This is a genomic window from Vibrio pectenicida (genome assembly GCA_024347015.1).
GTDB lineage: Bacteria > Pseudomonadota > Gammaproteobacteria > Enterobacterales > Vibrionaceae > Vibrio > Vibrio pectenicida.
In genome coordinates this window covers 1,007,904-1,023,336 of the sequence record AP024890.1, presented here as the reverse complement: position 1 = coordinate 1,023,336, position 15,433 = coordinate 1,007,904, and the positions used below count along the sequence as shown (strand labels likewise).

The following is a 15,433-nucleotide window of genomic DNA, read 5'->3' as shown; positions in this document are numbered from 1 at the left end:
CTAAATGCCTATTGTCTCTATGCGCTTAACCATATCCTGACCATAGACGTACTGTTTTAATCAAATCGGGATTGAGTAGGCTTACGCCTACCTTTATCGTGACTATTCAACACTTTTAGCAAGACGAAGTCCCATGTCCGACATAATAATAGACTGACTTGCGAAATCGCGGCGGAAATTTTCTGATTCATCAGCATCATAGGAAAAACTTCCACCTCGAACCGACTTGTGGGCTAAGCCTGCTTTTTCTTGTTTGGCGTTGTTGGGATTGTCAGTAGGACCGAATCGGTAGAATGTATCGTCATAGGCATCAATCACAAATTCTCCAACATTGCCTGTCATGTCGTAAAGTCCAAGTTCGTTAGGTTGCTTTTGCCCAACAGGATGCGCTTGATTGTTCGAGTTAGCAGCATACCATGCGACATCATCAATATTATTTGATCCCGAATATGCAAATCCGTTACTTTTAATTCCCCCTGTGGCTGCAAATTCCCATTCGGCTTCGGTTGGTAACCTGTAGTGCTCACCCGTTAGCTGGTTAAGTTTGTCGATAAAATAGTTAGCTTGTTGCCAGCTCAAATTGTTGACGGGGTTATTTTTGCCTTGAAAATAGCTTAATGATGAACCCATTACAGATTCAAACAGCTCCTGCGTGACTTCGAATTTAGAGATATAAAAAGTGTTAACTGTCACTTTTCTTGCGGGCTTTTCGGCCTTGTTTGCCAAGTCAGTGTTCGAACCCATTATATAAGTACCGCCTTCGACCATAACCATATTTTTCTCAATATCGAGCGCAATAGGGTGGGGAGGGGGAGTAGCACAGCCATTGATTAAAAAGCTGAATGAGACAATGAAAATGGCAGGTAAAGGTTTGCTTTTAAGGTGTTTCATCGATGAATTCTCATCCGGTTAGTGAAAAATAATGTTAGCAATAATTACTATGACAAAAGGTTATATCGGGTATAACAAGCATGTGACATTAATGCTATTTATGATTGAACCACCGAAGTAAAAATAGCGGGCTTAAGGTTATTTTTATCTAAATTTCATAAAGAAAAAGGTGATTTATGCATATTACTCAAGGCCCTCAATATAATGGCAAAGCATCTAAACGTTTACACGTTATGGCCAAGCCCATTGGAGCGGTGTGCAATATTGATTGCACTTACTGTTATTACCTCAGTAAACAAGACTTACTTGAGTATAAGCAAGGCTGTTCGCCGGTGATGGATGATGACACATTAGAAACGTATATTCGGCAATATATTGAAGGACAAAACACGCCAGAAATTATTTTCTCTTGGCAAGGCGGTGAGCCGACCATGTTGGGTTTGGATTATTTTCACAAGATTGTTGAGTTTCAGGCCAAGTACAAACCTGAAGGTATTACTATTTCTAATGATTTGCAGACCAATGGTACATTACTAACCGATGAATGGTGTGTATTTTTAAAAGAGAACAATTTCTTAGTGGGTTTAAGCATTGATGGACCAGAGATGTTACATAATGCTTATCGAACTAATCGCGCAGGGAGAGGCACGTTTAAGCAAGTCATGAATGCGGTCGATCGGCTGCATAGTCATAAAGTGAACTTTGCAACGTTGACGTGTGTAAACAATCTCACCAGCCGTAATCCGCTAGAGGTTTATCGTTTTTTGCGAGATGAAGTGCGTTCACCTCAAATGCAGTTTATTCCCATTGTGGAGCAGAAAACCTTTCGCACTACAGCACCACAAACTTGGCAGCCACAAGAGCAATTAAAACAAGGAGATAAGCGATTGATTCCCGGTCATAAAGACTCAGTTGTTGAACCATGGTGTGTGGCAGATGAGGCTTGGGGAAATTTCCTTATTGCGATTTTTGATGAATGGGTGCAAAACGACATCGGTAGAGTCTTCGTGCAATACTTTGAAGCCAGTGCAGAAGCTTGGATGGGCAGAAAAAACCCTTTGTGTACATTAGGTGAAATTTGCGGTAAGGGCTTAGCAATGGAGCCCAATGGTGATGTATTTTCGTGTGATCATTATGTTTACCCAGAATATAAGATTGGTAACATCCACCACCAGAAATTGGAAACATTAGCCTATAGCCCAGAACAGCAAAAGTTTGGCTTTGCAAAAAAACGTACTTTGACTCAGCAATGTCAGCGCTGTGATTACCAGTTTGCATGTTATGGTGAGTGCCCTAAGAATCGTTTTATTCGTTCCAAAGAGGGTGAGCCGGGATTGAACTACTTATGCTCTGGATGGAAGAAGTTTTTTGCTCATGCAGATAAGGCGATGGCCTATATTCTTCGCTCTACCGGCAATCCTGTTGCTCATGGAAAATACAGCGATGCATTACTACACGATCATATGACTAATAAACGTTCTTCATTTGAAGCAAAGTTTTAAGGCGGAAGTTATGCGATTACTTTCAAAAAATTTTCCTCATTCAGCATCAAAAGTAGTCAACAAAAAGTGGTTTTGTAAGCTGATTATCGCTGTAGTTATGGGATTGTCAGTGAGCCCATTGGCTATTGCAGATGGTGAAGCTCCAAATGTACCAAGTCAAGAAAGGGCATTGAATTCAGCTGAGCAGCCGAAGCATGCGACTTCACAGCAAAGGGGGGCTTATCTTTCTTACCGAGCGCAGGATATTAAGCAACCTAAGCAACATCGTATTGAAGCTTTGCGCGAGCTGGCTAACTATCCCAGTCAAAATGCGCTTGTTGCTGTTGTGCGTAGTTTACAAGATCATGAACCAACCGTTCGAGAAGCGGCGATTATTGGAGCAGCGCCTTATACCATAGAACATCGCTGGCGTATGATTGAGCCTTTACTGACTGATAGAGAAGCCAAAGTGCGTATTACGGCGGCGACCAATTTGGTGCGAGACTTTGCAAATTTAAACCCAAAACAGCAACAAATATTAGAAAATCCAGTTGCTGAGCTCATCACTTACTTACAAGCTGAGCAAGATCAGAATTCTCAATTACTGCTTGCTGATGTCTATCGCTGGCATCATGAATGGGACCAAGCCGACAAAATCTATCAAGTACTAGTGGTAAAACAACCAGGCAATCCTGAGGTTTGGTTGAGTTTGGCGGATAACTATCGTGCTCAAGAGCAAGATAGTCGTGCCATACAAACACTAGATAACGGCCTTGAACTTCACCCTGATAACGCCGCTCTTCATTATTCAAAATCACTCGCACTAGTGAGGCTTGATGATAAGAAAAGTGCTGCAAGAGAAATTGAACAGGCAGCTGAAATAGCAGAGGACAACAGCTACTTTTGGTATCTTAATGGCGTGTTGCAAGAGGAGTATGATTTGAAAAAATCAGTAACATCTTTTGAGCAAGCCTATTTAATATCCGGTGCGCCTGAGCAGCTTTATGCGGTTTGCGATATATACGCTCGCCATGAAAACCCTAAGATCGATCAGTGCTTAAATGAATTAGCTAAAGTTGCTCCTCAGTCGGTTATCAATGGTTTGAAGAAAAACTAGACGATGCCTCTAACATGGGTATTGTCTAGTAGATCTATAACCCCAAAGTAAATTAGCATAACCTAATATTAACTTGACGAGCACTTAATACGCATTCATTATATTAGCAATTACTAATCTTGATTTGACGACATTCTCTGATAAGCATGATTGAAGTTCAGATATAGGTGAAAAAGTATGTTAAGCACGATGCTTTGGTGGTCATTAATTGGTGGAATGATGCTTGGTTTATCTGCTATTTTTCTACTTTTCATCAGTGGAAAAGTAGCGGGTATTAGCGGAATTATCAATGGCTTACTTTCTCCAGCGAAGGGAGATGTACTATGGCGAGCGCTTTTTTTGTTAGGGCTTGTTATTGGAGGATCATTCGGCCTAGTCAGTATGGGCATTCAAGCACCTAACACGGATGGAGTCCCGATTCATATTCTAATATTAGCCGGTTTACTGGTCGGTTTTGGTACTCGGTTGGGTAATGGATGCACTAGCGGGCATGGAATATGTGGAGTAGGGCGATTGTCTTTTCGTTCATTGCTGGCAACTGGTGTGTTTATTTTTGCTGCCATGGTCACAGTTTGGCTGACTCATGAGGTAGGGCTATGAAACTGACATTACTCAGAGTTTCTATTTTCACCAGTGGGCTGTTATTTGGTATAGGGTTGACACTTTCAGGAATGGTAAACCCTGCCAAGGTGATTGGTTTTCTTGATATTACAGGGCAGTGGGATCCAAGTTTAGCATTGGTAATGGGTGGCGCTTTAGTGGTTTATACACCACTTTATCACTTTTGGTTAAAGCAAAAAACACACGCTTTGTCAGGAGAAGTTTATTGCTTTACACCCAATAAGGCTATAGATACCAGATTGGTTTTAGGTGCAGTAATATTTGGCATAGGTTGGGGGTTAGCTGGTATTTGCCCAGGCCCAGCGATCGCAAGCCTAGGCTTCGGTAATTTGGATATTGTTATTTTCATTGTCGCAATGTTAGCGGGTTCCATGCTCTCCAAATATTTAACGCAGCCTTAAGCTTTGGGTTTAAGTGCTTTTTACTCTAGTGTTGCTCTTAAGGGGCAGTGATCACTTAAGTGGTATTTGAGTACTTGTTCACTTGGAAACACCACTTGTTCTGGTGTGCTCAGTGACAGTTTTTTGCTAATGATGATGTGGTCAATCAAAGAGCGAAACTGATGAAGCCGATCAGGATGATGTCTTGAACGCACCTTACACCTTGGTTGAGTGGAGATAGTCGCTAGAATCGCGGAAGAAGACTGCGTTATCTCCCCCCATAACCAGTCGCCTTGGTAGCTAAGGTTATGATTAAAATCCCCCAATATCATATATTGCTGCTTGGCTTTTTCGCGCTCTAGTATCCATTGGTTAAGTGCCTTACCTTGAGACTCTAGTATTTGGCAATCTCGATTGTTATTGTATGCACCGCTGCAACGTGCCTTTAAGTGCACAGATAAGAGGTGTACTGGCGGCTTTTGGTTAGGTGTAATAACCATATATGTGGCAAACCTGAGTTTGCTGCTTTTGCGCTTATCTAGCTGGAGATCGGGGAGATTCTCAACGGGTATTCCTTTTCGCACAGCAAATCCCGTATATTGGTTAATATCTTTAAATTGCTGTTTAACCCTACTGCTACTTGCGCGTTGTGATAAGTAAATATCATAGTCTTGTCCAACCACCTTCCGGATCGCTTTTAAGTCATTAACTTCTTGAAAGGCAAGAATATCAGTGTCGGTTGATTCAAAATGATTGGCTAGTGCCTCTAAGTCTATTTGTGTTCGTTTTGATTGAACAAACTGCTTGGAGGGCTTAGAGGTTAACCACTCAATATTCCATGTTGTAAAAGACAAAGGAGTTGCGGTAACAGAGGTTGAAGCAATACTGAGTATTAACGTGAGTATTAAATGCTGCCAGTGATGGTGAGATTTAGTCATAGAGAAACAGTGTATAAGGCTAAGAGGCTCAAGTTTACAGCAAATTAAATTTGATTCAGTGATAAACACTTAAAACCCATACCATGATGATTTTACCAAGTTGCGATCCTTATCTACAAAATTGGTGTTTTGTCCACCAAGCTCAGAAGTTTGTTGATCGATATCAATACACTCCACTATCAAATTTCGTCTAATAAACCACAATATATAGTATTTTGGATGTTAATTTTCCCCTCATGTTGTGATTCTAATGATCTGTTTGTGGGCAGAGGTTAAGGAGAAATGGTGAAACTAATTGTAATCAAACGAGATGGCTCAAAGGTCCCTTTTTGTCGGGGGCGTATTCAATCAGCTGTTGAGGCTGCGGCTGAATGCAAAAATAAGGATATGGCGCTGTACGCGCTAAATATTGCGTTAGCGATAGAGTTGCAACTGATTGAGCATCAACAAGTTGACATTGCTGATATCCAAACTCGGGTTGAAAATGAATTGATGCAAGGCCCGTTTCCATCGATTGCTAGAGCCTATATCGAATATCGCCATGAGCGTGATGTTGCGAGAGAGAAAAAAACCGACCTAACGCGAGAAATTGAAGGCTTGATTGGACAAAGTAACCTTGATTTGATCAATGAAAATGCGAATAAGGATGGTAAAGTTATTCCCACACAGCGAGATTTGCTAGCTGGAATACTAGCTAAACACTATGCCAAAACCCGCATTCTTCCTCGTGATATCGTTGCCGCTCATGACAGTGGCGATATTCATTATCACGACTTAGATTACGCACCTTTCTTTCCAATGTTTAATTGTATGCTCATTGATTTAAAGGGTATGCTGACCCATGGATTTAAAATGGGTAATGCTGAAATAGATACACCCAAATCCATTTCTACAGCGACTGCGGTCACAGCGCAAATTATTGCTCAAGTGGCAAGCCACATCTATGGAGGAACAACGGTTAACCGAATTGATGAAGTACTGGCACCATATGTAATGGCAAGTTACAAAAAGCATCTTGCAGTTGCACGAGAGTGGGGAATTGACGATGTAGAATGTTTTGCTCGTGAACGTACTGAAAAAGAGTGTTTTGATGCATTTCAATCTTTGGAATATGAAGTCAACACTTTGCATACAGCAAATGGCCAGACACCTTTTGTCACATTTGGTTTTGGCTTGGGTACCTGCTGGGCATCATGTTTAATACAGCAAGCAATATTAAAAAACCGTTTGGCGGGACTTGGGAAAAATCGTAAAACAGCGGTATTTCCTAAGCTGGTGTTTACCATCAAAGAAGGGCTGAACCGTAACAGTGAAGACCCTAATTACCACATCAAACAGTTAGCCTTAGAATGCGCCTCAAAACGAATGTATCCAGATATTCTTAATTATGACCAAGTGATTAAAGTGACAGGGTCATTTAAAACACCAATGGGTTGCCGTAGCTTTCTTAGTGATTACCAAGAAAACGGTGAGCTTATCTATGATGGACGAAATAATTTGGGCGTTGTAAGCCTAAATCTTCCTCGAATTGCCTTGCAATCAAAGCAAGGCGAAGAAGACTTTTATGCGCTACTCGATCAAAAACTACTTCTTGCTCGTAGGGCGTTAGAGACTCGAATCGCTCGGCTAGACAATATCCAAGCTCGCGTTGCCCCCATTTTGTATATGGAAGGGGCTTGCGGAGTAAGGCTAAGAGCGGACGAACCTATATCGAACATCTTTAAGTATGGTCGTGCCTCTATCTCGCTTGGCTATATTGGTCTTCATGAAGCCATTAACGCCTTGTATGGTGATGAGACCCATATTTATGACAGTGCTAATCTGCAAACTAAAGCATTTAAGATAGTGCAATATCTTAAATGCGCGGTTAACCAGTGGAGTAAGGAATCTGATTATGGCTACAGTTTGTATGCCACGCCAAGTGAAAATTTATGTCACCGATTTTGTCGTATTGATGCTAAAGAATTTGGTGTAATTGAAGGCGTCACAGACAAAGGCTACTACACCAACAGCTTTCACTTAGATGTAGAAAAAAAAGTTAACCCATACGATAAAATTGATTTTGAAATGGTTTACCCTCAGCTCTCAAGTGGTGGTTTTATTTGCTATGGCGAATTTCCAAACATGGAGTCCAACATCGAAGCTTTGGAAAATGTTTGGGATTACAGTTATTCACGCGTGCCTTACTATGGCACGAATACACCAATTGATGAATGTTACGAGTGTGGCTATAGGGGGGAGTTTGATTGCACAAGTAAAGGGTTTTGCTGCCCTAATTGCGGCAATCATGATTCGCCTACAATGTCTGTGACAAGGAGAGTATGTGGCTATTTAGGCAGTCCTGATACACGGCCATTCAACGCGGGTAAGCAGCAAGAAGTGATTCGTCGAGTAAAGCATTTATAAATAATGAATTATCACGCCTATTATCCAGTTGATGTTGTCAATGGCGAGGGAACGCGCTGTACCTTATTCGTCTCTGGTTGTGAGCATCAATGCAAAGGTTGTTATAACCAGTCAACTTGGCGTCCAGACGCTGGACTGCATTTTACCCAAGCATTACAAGACACCATCATTGCTGACCTTAAAGACTCCCGCATTTATCGTCGCGGCCTCTCATTATCTGGCGGTGATCCTTTGCATCCTGCTAATTTAAATGCCATTAATAAATTAGTGCAAAGAGTGAAGTTAGAATGTCCCAACAAAGATATTTGGCTTTGGACGGGTTATACCTTAGACAAACTGTCGGCTAAGCAACTTGCCATTGTCGATCAAATCGATGTACTCATTGATGGCAAGTTTGAGCAGGATAAAAAAGACCCCACGCTTAAATGGCGTGGTAGTTCAAATCAAATGATTTATTGGATGAGGGAGCTTACTTAAGCGCTTTTGTTTTCCCCCAGTTCAGCCAAAAATGTTGCTATCTTTCACGTTATTACTCCCAAATCCTAATACCCCTCTTTTCCCTAGCTTCAAATGCTGTTTTTCCAACCACCCTTCAGCCCATTTCCTTACTGTAATGAAATGATAATTATCGTAGCGCAGCGAGGACACACACCTAAGTGAGCGCAGCGAGGACACACACCTAAAGTATGAAATATAGCGCAGCGAGGACATACACCTAAAGTATGAAATAAGTGTGGTTATCCCCTAAGCACTCGTTGCACCACAACTCTTTCAATTAGCTTTTACTATATTTTCTTACTCGTTGAGTGAGGAAAAACCAATGACCACCGCCAGAAAACAGCTCGTCTCTGCTGACGTCACGTCCTACTATCACTGCGTTTCACGTTGCGTAAGGCGCAGTTTTCTATGCGGGGAAGATGCCGTTACTCAAAAAAACTACGAACATCGAAGAGACTGGATAGTACAGAAAATATATGCCCTATCTAGTGCTTATTGTATTGATATTTGTGCTTATGCCATCATGAGTAATCACTACCATCTGGTTGTAAATATTAACAAAGATAGAGCAATGACCTTATCCGCTCATGAGGTGGTTGCACGCTGGGGTCAATTACATAAGTTGCCTCACTTAATCCACCGTTGGATGAATAGTGAATTAACCAGCGAGTCTGAGACAGAGAAATGCTTTGAAATTATTGAGCAATGGAGAGAGCGACTCTGGAATTTAAGCTGGTACATGAAAGAGCTCAACTTTGATATCGCTTGCCGAGCAAACCGTGAAGATAAGTGCACTGGCCATTTCTGGGAAAGTCGATTTAAAAGCCAAGCCTTATTGGATGAGAAAGCACTCGCAGCAGCCATGACTTATGTGGACTTAAACCCCATACGAGCAGGTATCGCCGACACGCCCGAGACCTCAGATTATACCTCTGTAAAAGCTCGTATTGATGCGTTAAAGCAACCGCTATCCACCGCTCCGTGCCTACATCCTTTTATTGGCAATCCAACTAATGCCATGCAAGAAGGTATTCCTTTTCGTTTGATGGATTATCTTGAATTAGTTGATTGGTCCGCTCGTCAGGTAAGAGCGAATAAAGCTTCTATGGAATCAAGGCTGCCAAACATCTTACAGCGCTTAGATTTCAATATGAATGGGTGGTTAAAGGTCTGTACCTGTTTGGAGAAATCACATTCAACGGTAATTGGCTCCAGAGCTCAAGCTGTTGCCGTCAAATCGGTGCTTAATAAAACAAGAATTCATCTTTATTCGCTTGAATGATTTTTAGCCAGCCACTCATTACTGCATTTATCACTTTAGTTGTCTCCACGACATTAGCTGATTATAGACAGTCCAATATGACCGACACTCTAACCACCCAGAATACTCAATCAGACAGGTCCACTACTTGAGGTTAGTGATTAGCATTTAACAGGTTAAATACTCACTTTGGAGTAATATTGGCTTCTTTAAAGCTTGTTACTATGGTGTGTGTCCCCGTAATTTCCAATAAAGTTATCAAAAGTGGTTTTTAACATCTACATTGCAATTCTTATAACATTATTAACTATTTATTACTAATGTGCATTATTAATAAAATATTAAAACACTATTTAGATTGTCTTAAGCTATTAGTGTCATTTATAATTAATTATGCATTTAACATTAAATATAATATAATTGAATTAATCAAGATATTATTTAAAAATAGTAAATAATTTTGTTATCGATAGAGAAGTAATAAAAATAAGGCTAGGCGAGATAATGATAAAGATTTCCATAGAGCAACAAAATATTACATTTTTATTTCACTTTACAATCTAAGAAATAAATGATTAAAAATCTATCAATTTTTAACTTAATCATCTGAAATTTATGGATATTTATTATTTATAAAATTCTTATGTATATCCATTTTTGTAGTTATGTTTTTTATGCATATAAGAAAAATCTATAAATCTATAAATATAATGTATATTTTTAAGCTTACGAGGAAGTGATAATAAAAACATTGCGATAATATTTGCCAGTAGAGGGAACATATGGAAAACATGAAGCGTTACTGCATATTTTCTGTTGTTGCAGAATCCGAGAGCATGACTGCTGCATCAAAACGGCTAGGTATGTCACCGTCAGCTATTAGTCAGAATATATCTATCTTAGAAGAGTCTTTGGGTGTGACGCTGATTTATCGCTCTACTCGCGGTTTTTGTCTGAGTGAAGCAGGCAGAGTGTTGTTAAGCGAGTACCAAAAAATGCATACTCATTTTTGTCAATTCAAACAAAATATCAGTGACTGTAAAGAACATATATCGGGGAGGATCAAAATCACCGCTAGCACTGGTATTGCTCAGGAGGTTCTCGTACAGGCTCTTGCGGAATTTACACCGAAATATCCTCAGGTGAGTTTTCATATTATTGCTGATGATGAATCAAGAGACGCGATCAATGATGGTATAGACATTGCGATTAGGATTGGGAAGCTAAAAGATAGTAATTTGGTTTACCGGCCAGCAGGAGAGTTAGAAACAGTATTGGTTGCTTCACCAATATACCTAAAGAAGCATGGTATTCCGAACAAGGTCGGTGACTTAGTAGAACACAGCTGGCTGACGGGCACGGCATGTGCGATGGAAAGTAGAATAAATAGTATGCTTAAGAATTCTGAACCTCTAAAGTTTAATACCAAACTAGAGAGCAATAATATTATGGTGTGCCGCTCCTTCGCTATTGGTCATCAAGGGGTTACAATTTTGCCACGATGTTTCGTTAGTGATGCACTTCAATCTGGGCAGCTGGTTGAACTTTTGACTGATATTGATTGGCCATCGGTCGAAGTACAAATCTTAACGGTTAGTCGAGTTTTACCCAGAAAAATTAGGACTGTCATTGAGCATTTAAAGGCTCACTTTGAACTGAAAGTGTAACAAAATCAATGTAAGTCACTATTTTTACTAACAGCAGTCGATTAACTAATTTCTTTTAGTTTTATATAAGCATTCTAAATTAGTTGTCTACTTATTAATATTTAAATAACAATACTTTGACTTAAAAGAGCTAAAATTTAGTAATTTAGCCCTGAATATTACATATATTATTGGAACATAAAATGAAACTACAAAAGTTAGCAGTTTTATACACAATGACTATAGCTTGCCATTCGTATGCTGCCCCCACGTATATTCAAACTCCTTTCGAGCAAAGCTCCAATACAGAGTTACATCAGAGTAAGCAGGTTGATATTTTTTAAAACAACTGTCTGAATAGAACGTAGGGTAGAAAACCAACTCATTAGTACACGAACATTTTTGAATTTAGTCAGTAATAATTATGAAAAAATCATTCAATTGACGGAGCACACACAGCAAAAGTCGGCACAAAAACCGCGCGACATATATTTGGATGTTTCATTTGGAGCTAACATTAAAAATATTGTTAAAAAAGTGCCTCTTACGAGGAAAGATACAGGCCAGTCGGTACAAGTGAGCTTTACTAACTTTGACCAGATTAGTGGTAAAGACGAGTTGCACTACCCAAAGTTTATGTTGTTGCTAACAATCAAGAAGCTTTTAAATCATGTTTGGATAAACATGGTATTGAGTATCAAGTCGTTCAAGAGCTTCAACAACAGAATGTTGGCATACTCTCCGCCAGTAATCTCAGTATTGCATCTAAAGGTAGGCTAGGAATTTGCCGTTTTACTGACCTAGATTTGGTCAAAGAAAATAAGCAGGTTTCACTACAAAATGGCGATTTAGTTGCGCCGATGAATCAGCCTTTAGGTACCTTGGTTGGGCTTATGCTTGACCCAAGATCTTCAAGCTCAATTTTTCAAGAGCCTGCTTGGCAAGGTTATTTGAGGCAGGAGCCACTTCCAATTTATACTATCGATTAACGACAGTTAGTATATTACTCGAAGTAAAAAGGGCATACCAATCCCAGTTAGTGTCTTTATCTAAATCACAAATGGCGTCGCACAGTGCGACGCCATTTTATAACCATTGCCTAAAACCAGAGTCGATAATGCGAATTGCTTATGGTACATACCACCATTTATCATCGATAGCTTTAAAACCTTCTGTGAGAGTTGGGCTAGGTATTAGAATATGAGTGCGCTCTGCGAGATTAGCTTTGGTAAACGCATCGCTAGAGAAAGGGTGGTTGAACAGTAAGTCCCGCAGGCTGCCGTCATTAAATGCTGCTTCTAGTCCTTTAGCTAACATGTCTTCCAGCTCTTTATCATTATTACGAATGTAGAAAAAACGCCCATAGGGATAAATTAGAACTAATTGATTCTCGACCATCAGCTGTTTTTGGTTTCCACGATATGTTTCAAGAAACTGATGGACTTCTGTTGCACCTAGTGGAAATAAATCAAATCGCTTCCCTCCGACCATTTTGATTAAAATTTCGATACGTGGCGCAGTGGTCACCTGAAGTCCTGCAGCTTCTAATATTCGTATATCTCCCCAGCCTTGGCCTTGGCCCATAACAAATTGACTTAATTGTGATATATCTTTTACATTTTCAATTTTTTCTTGGGTATCTTGATGAATGATAAATAGTCGCCACCCTGTGAGACCTAAATCGATAGGTAGGTAAATAGGCTTAAATCTGCCATCGAGCGTTTCATCAAAACCAGTATCAAAAATGTCGAGTTGGCCATTTTCAACTTGCTGCCGAACTCGGTTTTGGTTGACTTCGTTGGAGTCGACCACAGCTGTCATATCGGCCCCTGACTTTTCAATCGCCAATTTTAGCATAGCAAGGCCAATGGATTGCTGGCCAATACCGTCAAGATTGGGATAGCGTACTTCTCTAGCAAATACGACACTTGAAAGGCTAAATAGTAGTAACAGGAAATACGCCTTCATAACAGGACCTCAACCTATGAATATGAACTTTAGTATAGTTATTTGTTAGAAACCCTCCAGTTAACACTATAATTTATACACATATTTGTAGAGATAGATAGATGAGCAAAACGCAGGTCAGTAGAATTGGCCGTCGTGTACTCCTTATATTGGTCGTTGTCAGCAGTATTATTACTCTAACAACAACAGGGTTGCAGCTTTACTGGGACTATGACCGTGAGTTTAGCGATGTTGAGTCAACACATAGAGAAATCAGACAGGTTTATTCTGGGTTGCTTGCAACATCTTTGTGGTTTTATGATATTCCTTCATTGCAAAAAAGGCTTGAAGAGCTGACTATGCTGCCCAAAGTAGACTACCTTGAAGTACGACTCGATGGTGAGGTTATTTCATCTGGCACAAAGCCTGAAGGGAGTCATGTCACCAGTGAATTCAACATCAAGTACTTAGATCAAAATACCCAGTTAGAAGCTGTGGTTGGTGAGCTTGCAGTTACGTCTAACTCAGAAAAAATCTACCATTTTTTAATTCAGCAGTTTTTTATTAGCCTTTTGCTTAATACGATAAGAACCTTTTTAGTGTGTAGTATTTTGTTTTGGGTTTTTCATAAAAGCATCAATAACAGAGTGATCAATATTGTCAAACATTTACGTCATTACTCTCCCCGTTACACAACTACTACATTACGAATGAATGATAAACATTGGACAATCGAAGACAGGGATGAGTTGAGCTGGGTTGCCGATGAAATTAATAAGCTTACCTGCACTTTTACTAAGTTATATCAAAGCATCAAATCTGAGCAAGAAAAGCTGCAAGATTTTACTTATGTCTCTTCAGATTGGCTATGGGAAACGGATCAAACGCATAGGCTAAGTTTTTGTTCCGAACCAATGAGAATTGCACTTGGAATTAGTGGCGATCAAATGCCGGTGGTGCATAAGATCGAAGGGTTTAAGAAGTCATCAAAACTAATTGAAAAACTTGAACAAAAGAAAAGTTTTTCAATGTGCCAAGATGAGATTGAGTTTGATGGTAAAGCTTACTATTTCGTGTTTCAGGCAATCGCCAAGCACAGTGATAATACTTTTATTGGCTTTAGAGGTACGGCAATTAATGTCACAGAACTTAAGCAAGCTCAGTTTGAGTTAGAAAAGCTTAACCATACGTTAGAAGACACAATTGCAGCGCGAACCCAAGCGTTACAAGAAAGCTTGAGAGAACTTGAGAGCACGCAAGAAAAGCTTGTTGAATCGGAAAAAATGGCAGCATTGGGTGGTTTAGTTGCAGGGGTAGCTCACGAAGTGAATACACCACTTGGCATTGCTGTCACCGCTACTTCACTAGTCGAAGACAGCTTGAATAAACTCAGTAGCAGCTTTAACAATCAGACACTAACCACAACAGAGTTTACCAGCGAAAGCCAAGTTATGGATAAAGGGTTGTCTATGCTCAAAGCAAATCTAGAACGTGCATCAATATTAATTAAAGACTTCAAGCGCACCGCAGTAGATCAAATTTCAGAAAACCAATCCGAGTTTAATGTCCATCAGGTGTTAGACACACTTTTGGTTAGCCTCAGCTCTGAGACAAAAAAGGTGTCAGTCAATATAGAGTTGACTGGCGATCGAGATCTCACGATGGATAGCCTGCCTGGTGTTTTGACCCAGGTTATGAGTAATTTGGTCCTCAATAGTATTTATCATGCGTTTGAGAAAAATATAGAGTTAGCGAGTATTGTGATTAGTTATCAACAATCTGAGCAGCAGGTCATTTTTATATATCAAGATAATGGACAAGGTATCGCTCTTGATCAACAGCAAAAAGTCTTTGAGCCTTTTTATACCACAAAACGTGGCAGTGGCGGTTCAGGGTTAGGTTTGACCATGGTATACAATTTAGTTAACCAGAAACTAAAAGGAGAAATCCAACTGAAATCTGATTTTGGCCAAGGAGTACGCTACACCATAACTTTACCTAAGTCACTATAGGCTGATTGTTCATAGATAATGATTTATGGAAACTTGGTTAATTTGTTGAAGCAGTAAACCTTTTCAAAGGACGCGTTTGATAAGGCAGGTTTGACTAATCGAACTAGGATTGACATCGACAGCCCATTTACGAAAAAAAGCTGTAGCCAAATCGATAGTCGGTGGTGGTACATACCGTAATTAATTATAAAATATCGTCAATACAGAAACGAGAAGTGAGTGTTTTTTCCTCTCG

At 39.9% G+C, this 15,433-nt stretch carries 13 protein-coding genes; 10 read left to right on the top strand and 3 right to left on the bottom strand.

Annotation, left to right across the window (positions count from 1 at the left end):
- Positions 1-102: 102 nt before the first annotated feature.
- Positions 103-891, bottom strand: a complete 789-nt coding sequence (locus tag OCV27_RS19590) for a formylglycine-generating enzyme family protein (RefSeq protein ID WP_125323094.1) — start codon at positions 889-891, stop codon at positions 103-105.
- 176 nt (positions 892-1,067) lie between these two features.
- Between OCV27_RS19590 and OCV27_RS19585 the strand changes: the two genes are divergently transcribed.
- The 4 genes from OCV27_RS19585 (at position 1,068) to OCV27_RS19570 (ending at position 4,511) form a co-directional block, all read left to right on the top strand.
- Entirely contained in the window at positions 1,068-2,393 is a 1,326-nt protein-coding gene (locus OCV27_RS19585; RefSeq protein ID WP_125323095.1) for an anaerobic sulfatase maturase, read from the top strand.
- Positions 2,394-2,490: 97 nt separating this feature from the next.
- Positions 2,491-3,489, top strand: a complete 999-nt coding sequence (locus tag OCV27_RS19580; protein WP_185759836.1) for a hypothetical protein — start codon at positions 2,491-2,493, stop codon at positions 3,487-3,489.
- Between the two features lie 177 nt (positions 3,490-3,666).
- Positions 3,667-4,089: a YeeE/YedE family protein gene (locus tag OCV27_RS19575; RefSeq protein WP_125323097.1), complete on the top strand. Its 423-nt coding sequence runs from the start codon at positions 3,667-3,669 to the stop codon at positions 4,087-4,089.
- Positions 4,086-4,511, top strand: a complete 426-nt coding sequence (locus tag OCV27_RS19570) for a YeeE/YedE family protein (RefSeq protein WP_125323098.1) — start codon at positions 4,086-4,088, stop codon at positions 4,509-4,511. The genes OCV27_RS19575 and OCV27_RS19570 overlap by 4 nt, the downstream gene beginning before the upstream one ends.
- Before the next feature lie 20 nt (positions 4,512-4,531).
- On the opposite strand, the gene OCV27_RS19565 is transcribed toward OCV27_RS19570, so the two are convergent.
- The gene (locus tag OCV27_RS19565) at positions 4,532-5,428 is read right to left on the bottom strand and encodes an endonuclease/exonuclease/phosphatase family protein (protein WP_125323099.1); all 897 of its coding nucleotides are present in this window, start codon (positions 5,426-5,428) and stop codon (positions 4,532-4,534) included.
- Positions 5,429-5,713: 285 nt separating this feature from the next.
- On the opposite strand from OCV27_RS19565, the gene nrdD reads away from it, so the two are divergent.
- The 5 genes from nrdD (at position 5,714) to OCV27_RS19540 (ending at position 12,228) form a co-directional block, all read left to right on the top strand.
- A complete protein-coding gene (gene nrdD / locus OCV27_RS19560; RefSeq protein ID WP_125323101.1) occupies positions 5,714-7,834 on the top strand; it encodes an anaerobic ribonucleoside-triphosphate reductase in 2,121 nt (706 codons plus the stop codon).
- Between the two features lie 3 nt (positions 7,835-7,837).
- Entirely contained in the window at positions 7,838-8,311 is a 474-nt protein-coding gene (gene nrdG / locus OCV27_RS19555) for an anaerobic ribonucleoside-triphosphate reductase-activating protein (RefSeq protein WP_125323100.1), read from the top strand.
- Between the two features lie 343 nt (positions 8,312-8,654).
- Positions 8,655-9,614: a transposase gene (locus OCV27_RS19550; RefSeq protein WP_185759835.1), complete on the top strand. Its 960-nt coding sequence runs from the start codon at positions 8,655-8,657 to the stop codon at positions 9,612-9,614.
- 761 nt (positions 9,615-10,375) lie between these two features.
- Positions 10,376-11,260 carry a LysR family transcriptional regulator gene (locus OCV27_RS19545; protein ID WP_125323473.1) on the top strand — a complete coding sequence of 295 codons (885 nt, stop codon included), beginning with the start codon at positions 10,376-10,378 and terminating at the stop codon, positions 11,258-11,260.
- 653 nt (positions 11,261-11,913) lie between these two features.
- A complete protein-coding gene (locus OCV27_RS19540; RefSeq protein ID WP_125323327.1) occupies positions 11,914-12,228 on the top strand; it encodes a hypothetical protein in 315 nt (104 codons plus the stop codon).
- A 139-nt stretch (positions 12,229-12,367) separates the two neighbouring features.
- Here OCV27_RS19540 and OCV27_RS19535 read toward each other — a convergent pair whose 3' ends face one another.
- Positions 12,368-13,207: a hypothetical protein gene (locus OCV27_RS19535; RefSeq protein WP_125323326.1), complete on the bottom strand. Its 840-nt coding sequence runs from the start codon at positions 13,205-13,207 to the stop codon at positions 12,368-12,370.
- A 101-nt stretch (positions 13,208-13,308) separates the two neighbouring features.
- Here OCV27_RS19535 and OCV27_RS19530 point away from each other — a divergent pair, with 101 nt between their 5' ends.
- Positions 13,309-15,198 carry a PAS domain-containing sensor histidine kinase gene (locus tag OCV27_RS19530; protein WP_125323325.1) on the top strand — a complete coding sequence of 630 codons (1,890 nt, stop codon included), beginning with the start codon at positions 13,309-13,311 and terminating at the stop codon, positions 15,196-15,198.
- Positions 15,199-15,433 lie beyond the last annotated feature (235 nt).

Coding starts and splice junctions, on each gene's coding strand:
- OCV27_RS19545 (WP_125323473.1), top strand. CDS start 10,376: ATGGAAAACATGAAGCGTTACTGCATATTTTCTGTTGTTGCAGAATCC.
- OCV27_RS19585 (WP_125323095.1), top strand. CDS start 1,068: ATGCATATTACTCAAGGCCCTCAATATAATGGCAAAGCATCTAAACGT.
- nrdG (WP_125323100.1), top strand. CDS start 7,838: ATGAATTATCACGCCTATTATCCAGTTGATGTTGTCAATGGCGAGGGA.
- OCV27_RS19570 (WP_125323098.1), top strand. CDS start 4,086: ATGAAACTGACATTACTCAGAGTTTCTATTTTCACCAGTGGGCTGTTA.
- OCV27_RS19530 (WP_125323325.1), top strand. CDS start 13,309: ATGAGCAAAACGCAGGTCAGTAGAATTGGCCGTCGTGTACTCCTTATA.
- OCV27_RS19535 (WP_125323326.1), bottom strand. CDS start 13,207: ATGAAGGCGTATTTCCTGTTACTACTATTTAGCCTTTCAAGTGTCGTA.
- OCV27_RS19590 (WP_125323094.1), bottom strand. CDS start 891: ATGAAACACCTTAAAAGCAAACCTTTACCTGCCATTTTCATTGTCTCA.
- OCV27_RS19580 (WP_185759836.1), top strand. CDS start 2,491: ATGGGATTGTCAGTGAGCCCATTGGCTATTGCAGATGGTGAAGCTCCA.
- OCV27_RS19550 (WP_185759835.1), top strand. CDS start 8,655: ATGACCACCGCCAGAAAACAGCTCGTCTCTGCTGACGTCACGTCCTAC.
- OCV27_RS19565 (WP_125323099.1), bottom strand. CDS start 5,428: ATGACTAAATCTCACCATCACTGGCAGCATTTAATACTCACGTTAATA.
- OCV27_RS19575 (WP_125323097.1), top strand. CDS start 3,667: ATGTTAAGCACGATGCTTTGGTGGTCATTAATTGGTGGAATGATGCTT.